Origin of the sequence: Burkholderia sp. IMCC1007, assembly GCF_027257875.1 — a bacterium.
Taxonomy (GTDB): domain Bacteria; phylum Pseudomonadota; class Gammaproteobacteria; order Burkholderiales; family Burkholderiaceae; genus Burkholderia.
Genome location: NZ_JAPVQY010000010.1, coordinates 145,817 through 163,373, shown reverse-complemented (window position 1 = coordinate 163,373; position 17,557 = coordinate 145,817). Strand labels below are relative to the sequence as shown.

16 protein-coding genes are annotated in these 17,557 nt (G+C 67.2%); 6 read left to right on the top strand and 10 right to left on the bottom strand.

The window, feature by feature from the left end:
• The 6 genes from gspL to gspG form a co-directional block, all read right to left on the bottom strand.
• Nucleotides 1–438 (bottom strand): type II secretion system protein GspL (gene gspL / locus O1Q03_RS12850; RefSeq protein WP_269503890.1); only part of this gene is annotated, 438 nt, incomplete at its 3' end.
• Nucleotides 439–462: 24 nt separating this feature from the next.
• Nucleotides 463–1,584 (bottom strand): type II secretion system minor pseudopilin GspK, encoded by a 1,122-nt coding sequence (gene gspK / locus O1Q03_RS12845; protein WP_269503888.1) that lies wholly within the window; start codon nt 1,582–1,584, stop codon nt 463–465.
• 2 nt (nt 1,585–1,586) lie between these two features.
• The gene (locus tag O1Q03_RS12840) at nt 1,587–2,288 is read right to left on the bottom strand and encodes a PulJ/GspJ family protein (RefSeq protein ID WP_269503887.1); all 702 of its coding nucleotides are present in this window, start codon (nt 2,286–2,288) and stop codon (nt 1,587–1,589) included.
• Nucleotides 2,266–2,727, bottom strand: coding sequence for a type II secretion system minor pseudopilin GspI (gene gspI / locus O1Q03_RS12835; protein ID WP_442865783.1), 462 nt, complete (start codon nt 2,725–2,727; stop codon nt 2,266–2,268). The genes O1Q03_RS12840 and gspI overlap by 23 nt, the downstream gene beginning before the upstream one ends.
• Nucleotides 2,724–3,272 (bottom strand): GspH/FimT family pseudopilin, encoded by a 549-nt coding sequence (locus O1Q03_RS12830; RefSeq protein WP_442865782.1) that lies wholly within the window; start codon nt 3,270–3,272, stop codon nt 2,724–2,726. The genes gspI and O1Q03_RS12830 overlap by 4 nt, the downstream gene beginning before the upstream one ends.
• 43 nt (nt 3,273–3,315) lie before the next feature.
• Nucleotides 3,316–3,768 (bottom strand): type II secretion system major pseudopilin GspG, encoded by a 453-nt coding sequence (gene gspG, locus O1Q03_RS12825; RefSeq protein ID WP_269503886.1) that lies wholly within the window; start codon nt 3,766–3,768, stop codon nt 3,316–3,318.
• A 177-nt stretch (nt 3,769–3,945) separates the two neighbouring features.
• On the opposite strand from gspG, the gene O1Q03_RS12820 reads away from it, so the two are divergent.
• Entirely contained in the window at nt 3,946–4,356 is a 411-nt protein-coding gene (locus tag O1Q03_RS12820; RefSeq protein WP_269503885.1) for a type II secretion system protein N, read from the top strand.
• Between the two features lie 30 nt (nt 4,357–4,386).
• On the opposite strand, the gene gspF is transcribed toward O1Q03_RS12820, so the two are convergent.
• The 3 genes from gspF to gspD are packed head-to-tail and all read right to left on the bottom strand — an operon-like array spanning nt 4,387 to nt 9,435.
• Complete coding sequence (gene gspF / locus O1Q03_RS12815; RefSeq protein ID WP_269503884.1) at nt 4,387–5,604, bottom strand: type II secretion system inner membrane protein GspF; 1,218 nt, start codon at nt 5,602–5,604, stop codon at nt 4,387–4,389.
• Between the two features lie 4 nt (nt 5,605–5,608).
• Complete coding sequence (gspE, locus tag O1Q03_RS12810; RefSeq protein WP_269503883.1) at nt 5,609–7,108, bottom strand: type II secretion system ATPase GspE; 1,500 nt, start codon at nt 7,106–7,108, stop codon at nt 5,609–5,611.
• Nucleotides 7,105–9,435 carry a type II secretion system secretin GspD gene (gene gspD / locus O1Q03_RS12805; RefSeq protein ID WP_269503882.1) on the bottom strand — a complete coding sequence of 777 codons (2,331 nt, stop codon included), beginning with the start codon at nt 9,433–9,435 and terminating at the stop codon, nt 7,105–7,107. The genes gspE and gspD overlap by 4 nt, the downstream gene beginning before the upstream one ends.
• A 368-nt stretch (nt 9,436–9,803) precedes the next feature.
• Between gspD and O1Q03_RS12800 the strand changes: the two genes are divergently transcribed.
• Together O1Q03_RS12800 and O1Q03_RS12795 are read left to right on the top strand one after the other, a co-directional pair.
• On the top strand, nt 9,804–10,253 hold the full coding sequence (locus tag O1Q03_RS12800) for a lytic transglycosylase domain-containing protein (protein ID WP_269503880.1): 450 nt from the start codon (nt 9,804–9,806) through the stop codon (nt 10,251–10,253).
• Between the two features lie 159 nt (nt 10,254–10,412).
• The gene (locus tag O1Q03_RS12795) at nt 10,413–11,726 is read left to right on the top strand and encodes a GTP-binding protein (protein ID WP_269503879.1); all 1,314 of its coding nucleotides are present in this window, start codon (nt 10,413–10,415) and stop codon (nt 11,724–11,726) included.
• 132 nt (nt 11,727–11,858) lie between these two features.
• Here the strand turns inward: O1Q03_RS12795 and O1Q03_RS12790 are convergent, their stop codons facing one another.
• On the bottom strand, nt 11,859–12,137 hold the full coding sequence (locus O1Q03_RS12790; protein ID WP_006401505.1) for an HU family DNA-binding protein: 279 nt from the start codon (nt 12,135–12,137) through the stop codon (nt 11,859–11,861).
• A 388-nt stretch (nt 12,138–12,525) separates the two neighbouring features.
• Here O1Q03_RS12790 and mnmC point away from each other — a divergent pair, with 388 nt between their 5' ends.
• The 3 genes from mnmC (at nt 12,526) to O1Q03_RS12775 (ending at nt 17,527) form a co-directional block, all read left to right on the top strand.
• The gene (gene mnmC / locus O1Q03_RS12785) at nt 12,526–14,496 is read left to right on the top strand and encodes a bifunctional tRNA (5-methylaminomethyl-2-thiouridine)(34)-methyltransferase MnmD/FAD-dependent 5-carboxymethylaminomethyl-2-thiouridine(34) oxidoreductase MnmC (protein ID WP_269503878.1); all 1,971 of its coding nucleotides are present in this window, start codon (nt 12,526–12,528) and stop codon (nt 14,494–14,496) included.
• 686 nt (nt 14,497–15,182) lie between these two features.
• Nucleotides 15,183–16,397 carry a cation:proton antiporter gene (locus O1Q03_RS12780; RefSeq protein WP_269503877.1) on the top strand — a complete coding sequence of 405 codons (1,215 nt, stop codon included), beginning with the start codon at nt 15,183–15,185 and terminating at the stop codon, nt 16,395–16,397.
• 14 nt (nt 16,398–16,411) lie between these two features.
• The gene (locus tag O1Q03_RS12775; RefSeq protein WP_006751345.1) at nt 16,412–17,527 is read left to right on the top strand and encodes a YbdK family carboxylate-amine ligase; all 1,116 of its coding nucleotides are present in this window, start codon (nt 16,412–16,414) and stop codon (nt 17,525–17,527) included.
• Nucleotides 17,528–17,557 lie beyond the last annotated feature (30 nt).

Sequence of the window (17,557 nt, the reverse complement as noted above, 5' to 3'; positions counted from 1 at the left end):
CGCCGGCAGGCAGCGCGTCGCCGGCACCGCGCTCAGGTGCCGATGGCCGGCCGCGGTGAACGCGTCGCAGATCGTGCGGAACCACGCGCGGTCGACGACGGCCAGCACCCGGCGCCCGTCGGGCAGCGCCACCGGATCGAGCGCGATGTGGCAGCCGGCCGGATCCTGGATCAGCTGATCCTCGATGATGTTGGGCAACGCCTGGCGCAGCTTCGGCCCCTTGAGCGGCGGCACGGTCGCGGCCAGCAGCAACACGTCGCGCGCGGCGACGATCAGCACCGTCGCGTTCGCGCGCGGCAGCAGCGTGAGCGCGGCGCGGCCCGCGCGCTGCACGTGGCCGGCCTTGTCGACGAGCGTAAACGGCAGCTCGGGCCACTGCCATTCCTGCAACGGCACGGCCGGCTCGCGCGGCGGCAAAGAAACAATCAGCGTGCTCAAGAGCTCCTCTCCCGAATGGCGTCGTTATAGCTGGTCGCGGATGCGCACGACCCGCGTCGAGTGCGTGGTCGGATCACGATACACGAGCGAGGTGCGATCGACCTCCGCGCGATCGTGCTGGATCCGGCCATGCACGATGAAGTAACTCGAATTGACGTCGACGACGCTCGAGTCGAGCGTCACGTTCGGCGCGCCGGCACCGCGCAGCGCGAGCTGCACGTCGCCGACGTTGCGGAAAAACACGGTCTCGCGGCGCGCCACGAGCGCCTGCGCCGACGACACGCCCATCCCCGGCACGAGCGCGGCGATCACCTCGGCCGGCGCGGTATTCATGTTCACGGGCGTCGTGGTCGGCAGCACGGTGACGAACGGGCGCAGCCGCGCGACCATCTCGGGCGTCACGCCGCCGACGTCGAGCAGGCTGTCGACGCCCGTCATCACGAGCGGGGCAGGCCCGCGGTCGCCGCCGGACATGCCGGGATCGTCGGTGAAGTTGCCGGCCATGTCGCCGCCGGGCACCGGCGCGGTGGCGGCCGTGCCGGCGCCGGGCAGCGTCGGCGTCTGGAAACGCGTGGCCGAATGCATGAGGCCCGCGCGCATCTGCAGCGCGATCCGCTTCGCGAGCGCGCCGTCGTAGCCGAGCGTCGTCAGCAGCCGCTGGAGCGCCTGGAGCTGCATCGCGTTGAGTTGCAGCACGCCGGGCGCCGGCGACGACACGAGGTTGCGCAGGTTGAACTTCGCCTGCGCGTCCTCGATCGATCCGGAGATATAGGTGTCTTCGCCGCCGCCGTTGGGCGCGCCGATGCGGCCGAGGAAGTCCGACAGCTTGGTCTTCGCGATCGGCACGGCCCAGATGCCGCCGAGATAGGTGATGCCGGGCGCCGTGTCGCCTTCGGAGCGCAGGATCATCCGCGTCCAGTCGAGCGCGCCGCGCGCGACCCACTGCGCCTGCGCGAGCACGCGCTGGTTCTCGATGCGGCGGATCTGCACCTGCTGGCGCCACAGCATGCCGGACACGAGAATCGCCGACAGCGCGACGACCAGCAGCGCGGTGATGATCGCCGCGCCGCGTTCGCGGCGGCCGCGCGCCGGCACGCGCGTGGCGGCACGCGCGGCGCACCGGAGGCGGGGAGGGCGCGTGCGCATCGTCATTCCCCGACGAGGAAGATGCGCGTGACGGGCACGCGCAGCGACGTCGCGCCGATGCTGACCTGCAGCCCCGTCACCGCGCGCGCGGGCGGCGCGTTGCCGATCTGCGGCACCTTCAGCGCATCGTTGTTCTGCGCGAGCGCGTCGTTGGCCGTCTGCAGATTGGTGGTCCAGCCCACGCGCGGCACGTACAGCTTCGCGTCGATGGCCCCGACGCCGCCCATCAACGCGACCCAGGTCCAGCCGTCGACGCTGCTGTCCTTCAGCACCTCGTGCAGCCGGTTCGCATCGTCGATCGGCGGCGACGCATAACGCACGACGCGCCCGCCGGCGATCCGGTAACGGACCACCTGCAGCCGCTGCGCGGCGCCCGGCACGTCGAGCGCGCGCACGATCTGCAGCGTGTTGCCGGCGACGCCGATCGCCGGCTGGCCGGCCTCGTCGTCGGTCGCGGCGAGCCGCGCGTCGATGCGCATCTGGTCGAACATCTGCGCGAACACGCGCTCGTCTTCCATCGCGGACGCGACCTTGTCGCGACCGCGCATGATCTGGTCGAGCCCGCGCCACGCGAGAATCGCGACCACGGCGAGAATCGCGATCGCGATCATCAGTTCGATCAGCGTGAAGCCGCGCACGCGGCGCGAGCCGACGAAACGCGCGGGCCGCGGCGGCGGCGCGTCAGAGCGGACGGCTGGTTTCATTCGCGACCACCGTGACCATCTGCGCGAGGACGCCGGCGCGCCCCGGCATGCTCACCGACACCTGCACGCGCCGGAACACGGGGTTCGGCGTCGTGCTGACACGCTGCGTGCAGAGCAGCTGCACGTTGCCTTGCGAACAGTCGAAACTCTGCTCGCCGACCTCCGGCCACGCATGCGTGAGCCGCAACTGCGCGAGCGTATTGTCGGCGCTCCATCCGGCGAGCAGCCGGCGATGCAGATCGGACGCATTGGTCGCCATCGTGCCGACCGCGCGGATCGACGCGGCGAGCGCGACCGCGATGATCGTGAGCGCGACGAGCACCTCGATCATCGTGAAGCCGCGGGCGCGGCAGAGCGTGCCGTCGGCGCGCCCCGAGCGAAGCGCTTTCGACGCGCGGAACGAAGCAAGCGGGAAGGGCCTACGACGACGCATCGTCATTGCACCTCGTAGCGGCCGTTGCCGGTGCCGACGATCGTCGCGGTGCCGACGGCCGAATGCAGCGTCACGCGCACGGGCGTGTCGATGCTTTCGGTGCCGAACACGACGCGGCTCGCACGCGTGTTCGACCCCGGATAATCGATCTCGGCGCTCGTGACGCCGCCGTCCCAGTCGCGCGGGCGCAGCAGGTCGTCGCGCAGCGTGCGCCAGCCGTCGGGCGAGCTTACGTCGAAGCGGAAGCCGTGCGCGGTCGGCTGCCACGCGATCGGGTGGGCACGCACCTGCGCTTCGTCGCCGGCGCTTTCGAACAGCAGCGCTATGCGCTGCGCTTCCTCGCGCAGGTCGGTACGCGGATTGCGCGTGAGCGACAGCGACGCGAGCGACACCAGCAGCCCCGCGATCACCAGCACGACCAGCATCTCGAGCAGCGTGAAGCCGCGTGCGCGCGTCGGCGCAGCAGCGATGGCCGCACCGCGACGCACGGAGCTGTCGCGGCCGGCGCGACTGCCGCGTGCCGAGTGCAACGGCGTGCGAAGGGCGGGCATGAAATGAAGAACGGGAACGAACGTCGGGCCGGTCAGCGCACGCTTACTGCCACGAGCCGATGTCGGTGTCGTTGCCGTCGCCGCCTTCCTTGCCGTCGGCGCCGTAGCTGAACACGTCGATCTCGCCGTGCACGCCCGGGTTCAGGTACTTGTACCCGTTGCCCCACGGATCGTTCGGCAGGCGCTCGAGATAGCCGCCGTCCTTCCAGTTGTTCGGGATCGGATCGGTGGTCGGCTTCTGGACCAGCGCGTTCAGCCCCTGTTCCTGGGTCGGATAGCGGCCGTTGTCGAGACGGTACAGCTTGAGCGCCTGCATGATCGTGCCGATGTCCTGCTTCGCGGCGATGCGGCGCGCCTCGTCGGGGCGGCTCATGATCTTCGGCACGATCAGTGCCGCCAGGATCCCGAGGATCGCGACCACCACCATGATCTCGATCAGCGTGAAACCGCGCTGACGGCGCACGGCCGCATTACGGCGAGTGATCCACGTTTGCATACTGACTACCTCTTTCCAAAAATGTCGTCGATTGAGTGACACATCCGGCGTGCATCCCGGACGCCTGCCTGACGACAAGCTTCCGGCACCCCGGGCGCGGAGCACGCATTGTAAGGCGCGCATTGCCGAGGGCCTTCACCCAACGCAAATTTCATATACATCCGTACAATAGCGCGCATGAACGCGCTCTCGATCCGGATCCTATCCCTCGCCCTCTTCGCGGGTTTGTGCGCGACGGCCACCTACTGGGTCGTCACGCTGTCCGCCCGCGAAGCGCCGCTGCCCGCCGCCGCCGTGCGGATGCCGATCCGCACCGAGGACGCCGCCGCGCTCTTCGGCGGGCAACTCGACAAGAATCCCGTGCAGGACATCCATCTGTTCGGCATTCTCGCGCTCGCTCACGGCGCCGCCGCGATCATCGGGGTCAGCGGCGAACCGCCGCGCGCCGTGTCGCTCGGCGCGGATCTCACGCCCGGCGCGAAGCTCGCCGAAGTCCGCCCCCGCTCGATCATCATCGATCGCAACGGCGCGCACGCCGAAGTCCAGCTCCCCGCGAACACGCCGTCTCCCGCGATCTACATGCGCTGAACGGCGCCGGCCCGATCGTCCGTCAGGCCGTCACTGCACCATGTTGTTCAGCTCGATGATCGGCAGCATCACGGCCAGCACGATCACGAGCACGATGCCGCCCATCGCGAGGATCAGCAGCGGCTCGAGCAGGCTCGTCAGGAACATCGTGCGACGCTCGAGCTCGCGCGCCTCGCCTTCCGCCGCGCGGTCGAGCATCGTCGTCACGTCGCCCGTCGCCTCGCCGGAACGAATCAGGTGCACCAGCACCGGCGGAAACGTCTTCACGTTGTTCAGCGCGCGCGACAGCGCGGAGCCTTCGCGCACGCGCACGATCGCATCGTCGATGTTCGCGCGCATCGCGCGGTTCGACAGCGTCTCGCCGGCCGCCTGCAACGCGCGCAGGATCGGCACGCCGGCCGCGGTCAGAATGCCGAGCGTGCTCGCGAAGCGCACCGTGTTGTAGCCGCGCACGAGCTTGCCGGCGAGCGGCGCGGTCAGCACCCAGCGATCGAACGCGAGCCGGGGCCCCGCGCGCGACAGCGTCGCCTTCACGAACCACACGACCAGCGCGACGGCGATCAGGATCGCCCACCACCAGTGCCGCACGAACTCCGACAGCGCCATCATCACGACCGTCAGCAGCGGCAACTGCTGCTTCGTGCTCGCGAACACGTTGACGACCTGCGGCACGACGTAGCTCAGCAGGAACGTGACGATACCGAACGCGATCAGCGTGACGATGCCCGGATACGTGAACGCCAGCAGGATCTTCTGCTTGAGCGCATTGCTCTGCTCGATGTAGTCGGCCAGGCGCGACAGCACGATGCCGAGCTTGCCGGTGTGCTCGCCGGCCGCGACGAGCGCGCGATAGATTTCGGGGAAATCGCGCGGATGCTGGCCCAGCGCGTTCGCGAGCGAATGGCCGCCGAGCACCTCGGCACGGATCGCGGCCATCAGTTCGCGGATGTAGTCGCGCTCGGCCTGCTCGGTCAGCACGCCGAGCGCCTCGTCGAGCGGCAGCCCGGCGATCAGCAGGCTCGCGAGCTGGCGCGTGAGGACCGCCTGCTCGCGCTGCGACAGCTTGCGGCCGAACGCGAGCCGCTGCGAACGTGCGCCGCGGCTTGCGCTGGCGGCCGGTTCGACGACGAGCGGCGTGAGCCCCTGCGTGCGCAGCTGGCCGCGTGCGTTGCGCGCGCTGTCGGCCTCGATCACGCCTTTCTGCGCGCGCCCCGCCGAATCGATGGCTTCGAAACGGAATGCCGGCATCGCGCTATGCGCCTCCCGTCACGCGCAACACTTCCTCGAGCGACGTCGCGCCGGCCGCGAGCCAGCGCTCGGCGTCGTCGCGCAGCGTGCGCATGCCTTGCGCGCGGCCCGCGGCGAGAATCTCCGCGTCGGCCGCGTTGCGGTGGATCAGCGAGCGGATCGCGTCGTCCATCACCAGCAGTTCGTACACGCCGCGCCGGCCCGCATAACCCGAATGGCCGCACTTCGCGCAGCCGACCGGATGCCACACGGTGCGGCCGTCTTCCTGCCGCTCTTCCTTGCATACCGGGCAGAGCTGGCGCACCAGACGCTGCGCGAGCACGCCGAGCAGCGACGATGCGAGCAGGTACGGCTCGACGCCCATGTCGGTCAGACGCGTGACGGCGGACGCCGCATCGTTGGTGTGCAGCGTCGCGAGCACGAGGTGGCCCGTCAGCGATGCCTGCACCGCGATCTGCGCGGTTTCGAGGTCGCGGATTTCGCCGATCATGATCACGTCCGGATCCTGACGCAGGATCGAGCGCAGCGCGCGCGCGAAGGTCATTCCGATCCGCTCGTTCACCTGCGTCTGGCCGATGCCGGACAGGTCGTATTCGATCGGATCCTCGACCGTCATGATGTTGGTCGTCGCGGTTTCGAGCCGTGACATCGACGCGTACAGCGTCGTCGTCTTGCCCGAGCCGGTCGGGCCCGTGACGAGCACGATGCCGTGCGGGCGGGCGATCAGCTTGTCGAACTGGACGAGCGTGTCGCGGCCCATCCCGAGCGCTTCGAGGTTCAGCCGCTGCGCATCCTTTTCCAGCAGACGCAGCACCGCGCGCTCGCCATGCCCGGTCGGCAGCGTCGACACGCGCACGTCGACCGGCCGGCCGCCGACGCGCAGCGTGATGCGGCCGTCCTGCGGCAGGCGTTTCTCGGCGATGTCGAGCTGCGCCATGATCTTGATCCGCGAGATCAGCGCGCCGTGCAGCGCCTTCTTCGGGCGCACGACGTCGCGCAGCGTGCCGTCGACGCGAAAGCGCACGACCGACGCATTCTCGAACGGCTCGATGTGGATGTCCGACGCCTGTTCGCGCGCCGCTTGCGTGAGCAGCGCGTTGATCATCCGGATGATCGGCGCGTCGTCTTCCGATTCGAGCAGATCCTCGACTTCCGGGATGTCCTGCATCAGTCGCGACAGGTCGACTTCGCCTTCGACCTCGCCGACGATCTGCGCGGCGCTGCCGTCCTGGCGCGCGTAGGCCTGGTTGATCGCCTGCGCGAGCTCGTCGGCCGGCACGCGGTGCACCGAGATCGAGCCGAAGTTGCGGGCGATTTCCGCGAGCGCCGCGTCGCTCGTGCGTTCGCTGATCCACACCTCGAGCGTGTCGTCGAGCTGGTGCGCGATCAGCACCTGGCCGTTCTTCGCGAAGCCGTACGGCAACAGGCGCGCGGCGAGCGGCGACGGCGGCTGCCGTTCGCCCGGCGCGCCGTCGTGGGCGGAGGACGCGAGCACGTCGCTCACTGCGAGGCTCCGGGCGTGGCGGTCAGCGGCTGTTGCGGCACCGGCTGCTGCGGCACGCTCTGCGGCTGCGCGGGCGTCGCCTCCGGCAACGGCTGGGCCGGCACCGGCGCGACCTGACGCTGCAACTGCTGGCGACGCATCTTGTCGAGATCGAACAGGTTGCCGGCCGGCGTACCGCCCTGGCTCGGGCCGAGCGGCATCGGCGGGACGACCGGGTCGTCCTTGTCGCGGATCACGTTGTTGTCCGACTTGTATGCGCCCGTCACGCCCTGGATGTAGTCGTAGCGGTTGGCCGTGACTTCCTGCGCGGTGCTGCGATCGGAAATGATCACCGGGCGCAGGAACACCATCAGGTTGGTTTTCGCGCGCACCTTCGATTCCGAACGGAACAGCTGGCCGATCCACGGGATGTCGCCGAGCAGCGGCACCTTGCTGTTCGACACCTGGTAGTTGTCCTGCATCAAGCCGCCGAGCACGATGATCTCGCCGTTGTCGGCCAGGATCGTCGACTGGATCGAGCGTTTCGTGAAGGTCGGGCCGGTCTGCGCGTTCGTGGTACCGCTGACGACCGCCGAATCCTCGGTATAGAGCTGCAGCTTCAGGATCCCGCCGTCGGTGATCTGCGGCTTCACGTGCAGCGTCAGGCCGACGTCGCGGCGGTCGTAGGTATTGAATGCGTTGCTCGTCGTGCCGCTCGTCAGGTTCGAATACGAGCCGGTCGCGATCGGCACGTTCTGGCCGACGACGATCTTCGCTTCCTCGTTGTCGAGCGTGATCAGGTTCGGCGTCGACAGCACGTTGGCGTCGCTCACGCCCGCGAAGTATTGCAGCAGCGCGCCGAGCCCCTGCACGCCGAACATGTTGTGCAGCCAGCCGATGTTGAGGCCTGGGGTCAGCATAGCCAGGTTGGCCGCCAGGCCGGCCCCGGTGGTGCCCGGCGAGCCCGTCGTCAGATTGACGATGCTGTTGCCCATACCCAGTTGGGGGCTCAGGTTCGTGCCGCCGAGAAACTGGCCGCTCGCGACCTGCCACTGGATGCCGAGGTTGCCCTGCGTCGTCGAGTTCAGCTCGACGATCAGCGCTTCGATATAGACCTGCGCACGCCGTGCGTCGAGCTGGTCGATCACCGAGCGCAGGTTGCGGTAAACCGGATCGGGCGCGGTGATGATCAGCGAGTTGGTGGCCGAGTCGGCCTGGATCATCCCGCCCGGCTGGTTGTCGTCGCCGCTCTTGTCCTTGTCGCCGCCGAGCAGGCCGCCCGTACCGAGGCCGCCGCCGGACGAGCCGCCGCCATACGCGGACGAGGACGACGAACCGCCCAGGCCGCCCGACGGCAGCGGCGGGGTGCCCGACGTGCCGGTCGAGAAGTTGCCGCTCGACGACGAGCCGCCGCTCTGGTTGAAGCTGTTCGCATCGTTGGACGACGCCGACGCGCCGCTGTCGTTCCCGCCGCCCTTGCCGAGCATCCCGCGCAGCGTCTTCGCGAGCTTCACCGCATCGGCGTTGCGCAGCGGCACGACGTGCATGTTGCCGGGCACCGCGCTCGGCGCGTCGAGCTGCTGCGCGAGGCGTTTGGCCGCGGCCAGACGCGCGGCGCTCGATGCGCGCAGCATCAGCGAATTGGTGCGCGGATCGGCCGTGACCGACACCTTCAGCGTCGCGTCGCTGTTGCCGATCGAGCCCGGGTCGAGCATCTTCTGCATCTGCGCGGCGAGGTCGATCGCGTTCGCGTTGCGCAGCGGCACGACCTGCACCTGCGCGCCCGCGGCGTTGTCGATCCCCGCGATGATCCGCGCGACGCGGCGCACGTTGTCCGCGTAGTCGGTGACGACGATCGTGTTGTTCGCCGCATAGGCGGTGACCGTGTTGTTCGGCGAGATCAGCGGCCGCAGCACCGGCAGCAGGTTGTTCGCCGATTCGTTGCGCAGCTCGAACACCTGCGTGATGACCTGGTCGCCGTGCGCCTGCGGCGCGTTGCCGACGTAAGTCGGCACGCCCTGCAGCTTCGCGTCGGCCTCGGGCACGACCTTCAGCACGCCGTGATCCTGCACGAGCGCGAAGCCCTGCATGCGCAGCGCCGACTGCAGCGTCTTCAGCGCCTGGTCTTCCGGCACCGACCGTTCGGCCACGAGATTGAGCTGCCCCTTCACGCGCGGGTCGACGATGATGGTCTTGCCGGTTGCGGCGCCGATCGCCTTCGCGACCTGATCGATGTCCGCGTTCACGAAATTGAGCGTGACCTGAGCGTAGGCGGCCTGCGAGACGATGATGCCGGCGACCATCAGGGTCGTGGCAACGCGCCGCATAACGAAGCGATTTCTTGTCATGGATGAATGGGTCGATGCCGGCTCAGGCCACTTCCGGCGGTAGTGCTGAGATCCAAGTCCTAAAGGCGCGACATTAGCAGTTTTTCATGTCCGAAATATCACATTGACCCGAGGACTGTCTCACATACGACATGTATCTGGTGCAGTGTATGCAATATGTAAGATTCCGGCCCGGACCGGCCTTCCAGTCATCGCCGTCGATCTGCGATGAATCGACACGGACCTGCGCGATAACCGGCCTGCCGTCTGCCCGATGTCGCAACGTGAAGGACTGCCGGTTATGATACGGGCGGCACGTTTCTCGTCGCGCAATTAAAGAACACGGGTTTTCCCGACCCTCGCGCCATTTCCTTTTTCGTTTCCGCACCATGAACAGACGGTTCGCTTCGATCGCGCTGATCGCCGCCGGCATGTGGCTGGCCTGCGCAAACGCGCGCGCGGATTGTTTCGACGAGGCCGCCCGTTACCAGAAGGTCAATCCGCTGATCCTGCGTGCGATCGCGTGGCAGGAATCGCGCAACCGGCCCGATGCGCTGAACAAGAACAACAACGGCTCGGTCGACTACGGCCTGATGCAGATCAACTCGATCCACCTGCCGACGCTGTCGCGCTACGGGATCGGCCGCGACACGCTGATGGAGCCGTGCAAGAACGTCTACATCGCCGCGTGGCACCTGCGCCAGAAGATGAATCGCTACGGCAACACATGGCAGGCCGTCGGCGCCTATCATTCGGAAACGCCGTCGCTGCGCGACAAGTACGCGCGGCAGATCGCCGGGATCCTGACGCAGTGGAAGCTGCTGCCGCCCACGCCGTGACGCCGCGCCGCATCGCGCGCGCACGCCGTGCCGCTCGGCCGGCGCGCGTTTGATGCACAATGCGGGCTCACGCCGCAGTTTCGCCCGGCCCCTGGCCGATCGCGCCCCCTGAAAGGCGCCGCGGCCGCTTTTTCATTTTTTCCGTTGGTGCATATCGCTATGAATCCGGCAATGAACCAGCCGTTGCCCGTCACCGTGCTGTCCGGTTTTCTCGGCGCCGGCAAGACCACGCTGCTCAAACACATCCTCGCCAACCGTGCGGGCCTGAAGGTCGCGGTGATCGTCAACGATCTCGCGGCGGTCAACATCGACGCGTCGCTCGTGCGCGATGCGCAGGCGCTGTCGCAGGTGGAAGAGCGTCTCGTCGAAATGTCGAACGGCTGCATCTGCTGCACGCTGCGCGACGACCTGCTCGTCGAGATCCGCACTCTCGCGGCGGACGGCCGCTTCGATGCGATCGTGATCGAGTCGACCGGCATCGCCGAGCCGATGCCGATCGCCGAAACCTTCACGTTCGTCGACGACGACGGCACATCGCTCGCGAGCGTCGCGCGGCTCGACACGCTCGTCACCGTCGTCGATGCATTCAATTTTCTGCGCGACTACGGTTCGGACGATGCGCTCGCGACGCGCGGCATCGCCGCGTCGGACGAAGACGATCGCACGCTCGTCGAGCTGCTGATCGAGCAGATCGAATTCTGCGACGTGCTGGTGATCAACAAGGCCGATCTCGTCGGCGCGGACGAACTCGCGCGCCTGCAGCACATCCTCGCGCGGCTCAATCCGCGCGCACACCAGGTCGTTTCGTCGTTCGGCAACGTGCCGCTCGCCGACGTGCTGAACACCGGCCGCTTCGATTTCGACGAAGCCGCGAACGCGCCGGGCTGGCTCGCATCGCTCGATCACGATCACACCGATTGCGACGATCCCGAATGCCACGATGCGCATCATGCGCACGTGCACGGCGAAGCCGACGAATTCGGCATCGGTAATTTCGTCTATCGCGCGCGCCGGCCGTTTCATCCGGCGCGACTCTGGGCGCTCCTGCATCAGGAGTGGCCGGGCGTGCTGCGCAGCAAGGGATTCTTCTGGCTTGCCACGCGCAACGACATCGCGGGTTCGCTGTCGCAGGCGGGCGGCGTATGCCGGCACGGCCCCGCGGGCCTGTGGTGGGCCGCGCAGGATCGCGCGGAATGGCCGGACGATGACGACCTGCTCGGCGAAATTCGCGCGGAATGGCACGGGGACATCGACGACCGTTCGGTCGGCGATCGTCGTCAGGAACTCGTGCTGATCGGCATCGGTCTCGACGCCGACGCATGGCGCGCGAAGCTCGACGCGTGCCTGCTCACCGATGCGGAATTCACGCTCGGCGCCGAGCAATGGCGCGCATTCGACGATCCGTTTCCGGCGTGGGATGTCGACTCGCACGACGACGAGGATCCGGGTGACGCGCAGATCGTGCACGTGTAACGGCCGGTAAAAACGGCGCGCGAAATCAACCGTCAATTCTTGCAAGACGGGCGCGGACTGTGGCAAAAATGCCGCGCGCGCCCAACAAAAAACCCGCCGAATGGCGGGTTTTTCTTTTGAACAGGCGCTGGTTTAACGCTTGTTGACGGCGTCCTTGAACGCCTTGCCAGCCGTGAACTTGACCGTCTTGGCTGCCGGGATCTTGATGGTTTCGCCGGTCTTCGGGTTGCGGCCCGTACGTGCTGCGCGCTTGCCCGAACCGAAGCTGCCGAAGCCGATCAGCTGAACCGCATCACCCTTCGACACGGCCTTCTTGATGACTTCGAGCAGCGTGTCCAGCGTTTCGCCGGTTTGAGCCTTGCTTGCGCCCGTTTGGGCGGCGACGGCGTCGATCAGTTCCTGTTTGTTCATTAAGGTTCCTTTTTCAGGTTAGGTTGACACGAACAGCGCGAACGCGCCGATTATACGTGCGCGAACCGTGCCGTCGAGAGTCTGGCTCCGACGGCACAGCGCCGAATCCTGGCCCGCGCGACGCGCCCTCCGGCTTGCCGGAGGTCACCCCGCGGTACGGCGTTGCTATGATAGCGCAGCGCAAACCCAATAACGACAAGGGTTTCAAAGATTTTCATCGGTGTTTCGCCGAATGAATCGTCGATTGGCCGTTTTTTGACCTGCGCCAACCGGACAGGATACGCAGGCGGGTCCGCCCGCGCGCAACGCCGTTGGTTTTTGCCAACGGCGTCGCGGACGCCTCCGCGCAATCCCTTGCCAGGCTTGGCTGCCACGTTTTTTGTTTCGCATGCCCGACCGACTCGTTCCCGCCACGCTCGCCGTTCGCGACGACGGCACACTCGTCTCGCCGCAGTACGGCGACCTCCATCGCGACGCGTCGCGCGCGCTCGCGCACGCGCATCGCATGCTGGCCGGCAATGGGCTGCCGGCCCGCTGGCACGGCCGCCGCACGTTCACGATCGTCGAGACCGGATTCGGCGCGGGCGGCCACTTCCTCGCGACCTGGGCCGCATGGCGCGACGATCCGCGGCGCTGCGAGCGGCTGCATTTCGTCGCGGTCGAGCCGCATCCGTTCTCGCGCGACGACCTGCGTCGTGCCGTTTCAAACCTCGCAACGCACACAAGCATTTCGGAGAACGTAGCGACGCACGCCGCGGCACTCGTCGACGCATGGCCGATGCTCGTGCCCGGCCTGCACCGGCTCGAATTCGACGCCGGGCGCGTGGTGCTCACGCTCGCATTCGGCAATGCGCAGGACCTGCTGCAACGGCTCGTCGCACGCGCCGATGCGTTCTATCTCGGTCAGCGCGCATCGGTCGGGCCCGACGATCCGGTGTCGGCCGACGTGGTTCGCGCGCTTGCGCGCATCGCCGCGGAAGGCGCGACCTACGCAACGCATTCGCACGACGACACCGTGAAACATGCGCTCGATGCAACGGGTTTCACGCATCGCGACGTCGACGATTGCGCAGGCGAGCCGGCGCTGCGCATCGGCGAATATGCGCCGCGCTGGCGCATGCGCCGGCACGAACCGCCGCGCGCGCTGCCGGTTGCGGTGCGCCGCGCGATCGTGATCGGCGCGGGCCTCGCGGGTTGCGCGGTGGTCGAACGGCTCGCCGCGCGCGGCTGGGACGTCACGCTGATCGAGCGGCACGAGCGGATTGCAAGCGACGCGTCGGGCAATCCGGCCGGCGTATTCCATCCGTTGATGACGCGCGACGACAACATCGCGAGCCGGCTCACGCGCACCGGTTTTCTGCATGCGCTCGCACGCTGGCGCGCGCTCGAAGCGGCCGGTCATGCGTTCGCGCGCAGCACGCACGGCATGATCCATCTCGCGGAATCGGCCGACGATTTCACGCGGATGCGCGACGCACTCGATGCGCTCGGCACGCCATCCGACTACGCGTCGCTGCTCGACACCGACGCCGCGCGCGCGCATCTGAACCTGCCGGTCGCGCACGGCGGCCTGCTGTTTCCGCACGGCGGCGCCGTATGGCCGGCCGGCGTGTGCGCCGCGCAGGTCGCGGCCGCCGGGGAGCGCGTGACGCTCGTCGCCGGCACCGAAGTCGCGCGGCTCGAACGGCACGGCGATGCGTGGCGCGCACTCGATGCGGCGGGCGGCACGCTGGCCGAAGCGCCGGTCGTCGTGCTTGCGAACGCGGGCGACGCCGTGCGGCTCGCGGGCCTGCGGCATGTCGCGGTGCAACCGGTACGCGGCCAGCTCACGCTGCTGCCGCCCGGCAGCACCGCGCCGCTGCCATGCCCGACGATCGGCGACGGTTACGCGGTGCCGCTCGACGACGGCACGCTGCTGATCGGCGCGACTTTCGAGCCCGACGACGTCGATCCGTCGATGCGCACCGCCGGACATATCGAAAACGTCGAGCGCGTCCGGCATCTGCTGCCTGGCCTGATCGGCGATCTGCCGGACCCGGATGCGCTGCGCGGCCGCGTCGCGTTCCGCTGGGTCGTTGCCGACCGGGTGCCGCTGATCGGTCCGCTCGCCGACGAAGCACAGGCCGTCGCGAACGCACGCGCGCTGAGCGGTGCGAAGGCGCGCGACCTGCCACGCACCGCCGGTCTGTACGGCGCATTCGGCTATGGCTCGCGCGGCCTCGTATGGGCCGCGCTCGGCGCCGAGCTGATCGCATCCCAACTCGAGGGCGAACCGCTGCCGCTCGAGCGCGAACTCGCCGATGCCGTGGACCCGGCGCGGTTTCTGATCCGCGCGTTGCGCGGTCGGCACATCGGCTGACATCGACCGGCCGATGGGTCGGTCGACCCTCACAGTTTTCCGATTTTCTCGCGCAGGGTTATCCACGCAATGCTGTGGATAACCGAGCGGGATCCGCACGTACTTCGTGTGTAATCACAGTGGACGTAAACTGGGCAAGTCTGCACAGCTGTGGGGCGGCCCGAAAGTTGCTCAACTCAAACCTCTGTGAGCAAACAGCCTGTGCAACCGGTTATCGCAGCGCCAACACCTTGATCTTGCTACGTAAACCAAGGTTATCCACAGAACTGTGCGAGCCTTGTTAACTCCTACTACGTATATATACGAGTAAACCGTTGAAACTAAAGACATGTGGTGCGTCACAGCACTGCGAGTCGATTCATTCGGTTCCGGAGTGAAAAAGCTGTGGCACAATCGGTTTCCTTCGCGTTCGTTCGGCCAAGCGCCGGACATGCTTCAATGGAACGGTCGGCTCGGTTTCGAATCTGAATCTCCGGGGCTGCGCAGTCCGTTCACACATCAGGCCGACAATCCAGATCGGCAACCTGAACGACATTTCCGCCGGATGGCGGAATAGGCGGACCCCATGTCTCGCCGTCGTCGACCACAACAATCACATTCGGGGCGATACCCAGCCGGCGCGCATCTCATTTCTGACGCTTGACCCCGCGTCGCTGGCGGTTGCTTCCAAAGGAGAAGTCACCACGATGAAGTCGGCGTTCTCATTCCTGCCCAACTGGCCGCTCGCGCCGGATGCCGTGTTCTGGGCCGGGCTCGCGTTGTTTGCGGCGGGTCTCTGTGGCGAGCTGTGCTATCGCGCATGGCGGTTGCCGCGCATCACCGGTTATGCGGTGATCGGCCTCATCGCCGGGTCGTTCGGATTCGGCGTGATCGATGCAAGCACCGACGAAACGTCGCGGCTGCTGATGAATGTCGCGCTCGGCCTGCTGCTGTTCGAGCTCGGCAGCCGTCTCGACCTGAAATGGATTCGTCGCAACCCGTGGCTCATCGCATCGAGCCTCGCGGAGGCGACGCTCACCTTCGTGGTCGTGCTGTTCGTGATGCTCGCGCTCGGCGTATCGGGCATGGTCGCGATCGTGCTGTCGGCGATCGCGATCGCGACGTCGCCATCGATGGTGATCCAGCTGAAGACCGAGCTGCGCGCGGAAGGGCAGGTGTCGCAGCGTCTCATCACGCTGACCGCGCTCAACAGCGTGTACGCGATCGTGCTCACCAAGCTCGTGACGAGCTGGCTCCACCAGGAAGCGTACGGGAACGTTTTCGCGACGATCCTGCAGCCGCTCTACCTGATCGTCGGTTCGTTCATCGTCGCGTATCTGGTCGCGCGCGCGTGCAACTACCTGTTCCGCCACATGACCTCGACGATGCGCGACGAGCATTCGTTCGTCGCGCTGTTCGGCCTGGTGATGCTTGCGATCGCGGTCGCCCAGGCGCTAAAGCTGTCGACGCTGCTCACGCTGCTGCTCGCCGGCATCATCGTGAAGAACCTGGAAGCGCGTCCGCAGCTGTGGCCCGAGCATTTCGGCACCGCCGGCTGGCTGCTGACGGTGGTGCTGTTCGTGCTGACGCTCACGTCGTTCACGTGGGGCGACATCGCGCTCGGCGGCCTGTACGCGATCGCGCTGATCATCACGCGGCTCGCCGCGAAGCTGGCCGGCGTCGTCGTGTTCGCCAAGCCGAGCGGGCTCGGGATGAAGCAGGGCGTCGCGCTCGGCATCGCGCTCACGCCGATGTCCGCGCTGGCGTACCTGCTCGCCGACGACACCTACCAGCTCTATCCGAATTTCGATCCACACCTGCGCGCGATCGTGATGTGCGCGATCGTGATCCTGCAGCTCGTCAGCCCGTTCGTCGTCTACCGCTGCCTGTCGGCGGTCAGCGAACGTAGCGACAGAAACTGATTCCGGAACCTGCCATGGCACTCGAAACCTTCGTCAATTCCGAACCGTTCACGTTCGGCGTCGAACTGGAGATCCAGGTCGTCAACACGCACAACTACGATCTGACCAAGGCCGCATCCGACCTGATGCGCCTGATCCAGGGCGAAACCTTCCCCGGCAACATCACGCCGGAAATCACCGAAAGCATGATCGAGCTGTCGACCGGCATCTGCCATTCGCACGAGCAGGCCGTCAGCGAGCTGCATGCGATCCGCGACGTGCTCGTGAAGGCGGCCGACCAGCTCAACGTCGGGCTCTGCGGCGGCGGCACGCACGCGTTCCAGCAATGGAGCGACCGGCAGATCTACGACGCGCCGCGCTTCCAGTACATCTCCGAGCTGTACGGCTATCTCGCGAAGCAGTTCACGGTGTTCGGCCAGCACGTGCATATCGGCTGCCCCGATCCCGACAGCGCGCTGTTCCTGCTGCACTCGATGTCGCGCTTCATTCCGCACTTCATTGCGCTGTCCGCGTCGTCGCCGTTCGTGCAGAACGTCGACACCGGCTTCCATTCGGCGCGCCTGAACTCGGTGTTCGCGTTCCCGCTGTCGGGCCGTGCGCCGTTCGTGCTGACCTGGGACAGCTTCGAGGAATACTTCACGAAGATGGTCAACACGGGCGTCGTCAACTCGATGAAGGACTTTTACTGGGACATCCGCCCGAAGCCCGGCTACGGGACGATCGAGGTGCGCGTGATGGACACGCCGCTGTCGGTCGACCGCGCGGCGGCGATCGCCTGCTACATCCAGACGCTCGCACGCTACCTGCTGACCGACCGGCCGCTGAAGCTGTCGGAGGACGACTACCTCGTCTACACGTTCAACCGGTTCGAAGCGTGCCGCTTCGGGCTCGAGGGCACCTGCGTGAATCCTCAGACGGGTGAGCGCCGCACGATCGCCGAGGACATCCTCGACACGCTCGACCGGATCGCGCCGCATGCGGCCGCGCTCGGCTCGCGCGCGGCGCTCGACGAGATCGGCGCGCTCGCGAAGGCGCGCGTGAACGACGCGTCGTGGTTGAGAACCGTTTTCAAACAGGAAAAATCGCTGAACGAGACGGTTCGCCAGCAGTGCCTGCGCTGGCGCGAATGAAAATATGTTTTGCAGATTCCAGGCTCGACC

Excerpts from the sequence above, each read along its gene's own strand:
- gspK (WP_269503888.1), bottom strand. The coding sequence starts at position 1,584 with ATGCGCACGCGCCCTCCCCGCCTCCGGTGCGCCGCGCGTGCCGCCACG.
- O1Q03_RS12840 (WP_269503887.1), bottom strand. The coding sequence starts at position 2,288 with ATGAAACCAGCCGTCCGCTCTGACGCGCCGCCGCCGCGGCCCGCGCGT.
- gspI (WP_442865783.1), bottom strand. The coding sequence starts at position 2,727 with ATGACGATGCGTCGTCGTAGGCCCTTCCCGCTTGCTTCGTTCCGCGCG.
- O1Q03_RS12830 (WP_442865782.1), bottom strand. The coding sequence starts at position 3,272 with ATGCCCGCCCTTCGCACGCCGTTGCACTCGGCACGCGGCAGTCGCGCC.
- gspG (WP_269503886.1), bottom strand. The coding sequence starts at position 3,768 with ATGCAAACGTGGATCACTCGCCGTAATGCGGCCGTGCGCCGTCAGCGC.
- O1Q03_RS12820 (WP_269503885.1), top strand. The coding sequence starts at position 3,946 with ATGAACGCGCTCTCGATCCGGATCCTATCCCTCGCCCTCTTCGCGGGT.
- gspF (WP_269503884.1), bottom strand. The coding sequence starts at position 5,604 with ATGCCGGCATTCCGTTTCGAAGCCATCGATTCGGCGGGGCGCGCGCAG.
- gspD (WP_269503882.1), bottom strand. The coding sequence starts at position 9,435 with ATGACAAGAAATCGCTTCGTTATGCGGCGCGTTGCCACGACCCTGATG.
- O1Q03_RS12800 (WP_269503880.1), top strand. The coding sequence starts at position 9,804 with ATGAACAGACGGTTCGCTTCGATCGCGCTGATCGCCGCCGGCATGTGG.
- O1Q03_RS12795 (WP_269503879.1), top strand. The coding sequence starts at position 10,413 with ATGAATCCGGCAATGAACCAGCCGTTGCCCGTCACCGTGCTGTCCGGT.
- O1Q03_RS12790 (WP_006401505.1), bottom strand. The coding sequence starts at position 12,137 with ATGAACAAACAGGAACTGATCGACGCCGTCGCCGCCCAAACGGGCGCA.
- mnmC (WP_269503878.1), top strand. The coding sequence starts at position 12,526 with ATGCCCGACCGACTCGTTCCCGCCACGCTCGCCGTTCGCGACGACGGC.
- O1Q03_RS12780 (WP_269503877.1), top strand. The coding sequence starts at position 15,183 with ATGAAGTCGGCGTTCTCATTCCTGCCCAACTGGCCGCTCGCGCCGGAT.
- O1Q03_RS12775 (WP_006751345.1), top strand. The coding sequence starts at position 16,412 with ATGGCACTCGAAACCTTCGTCAATTCCGAACCGTTCACGTTCGGCGTC.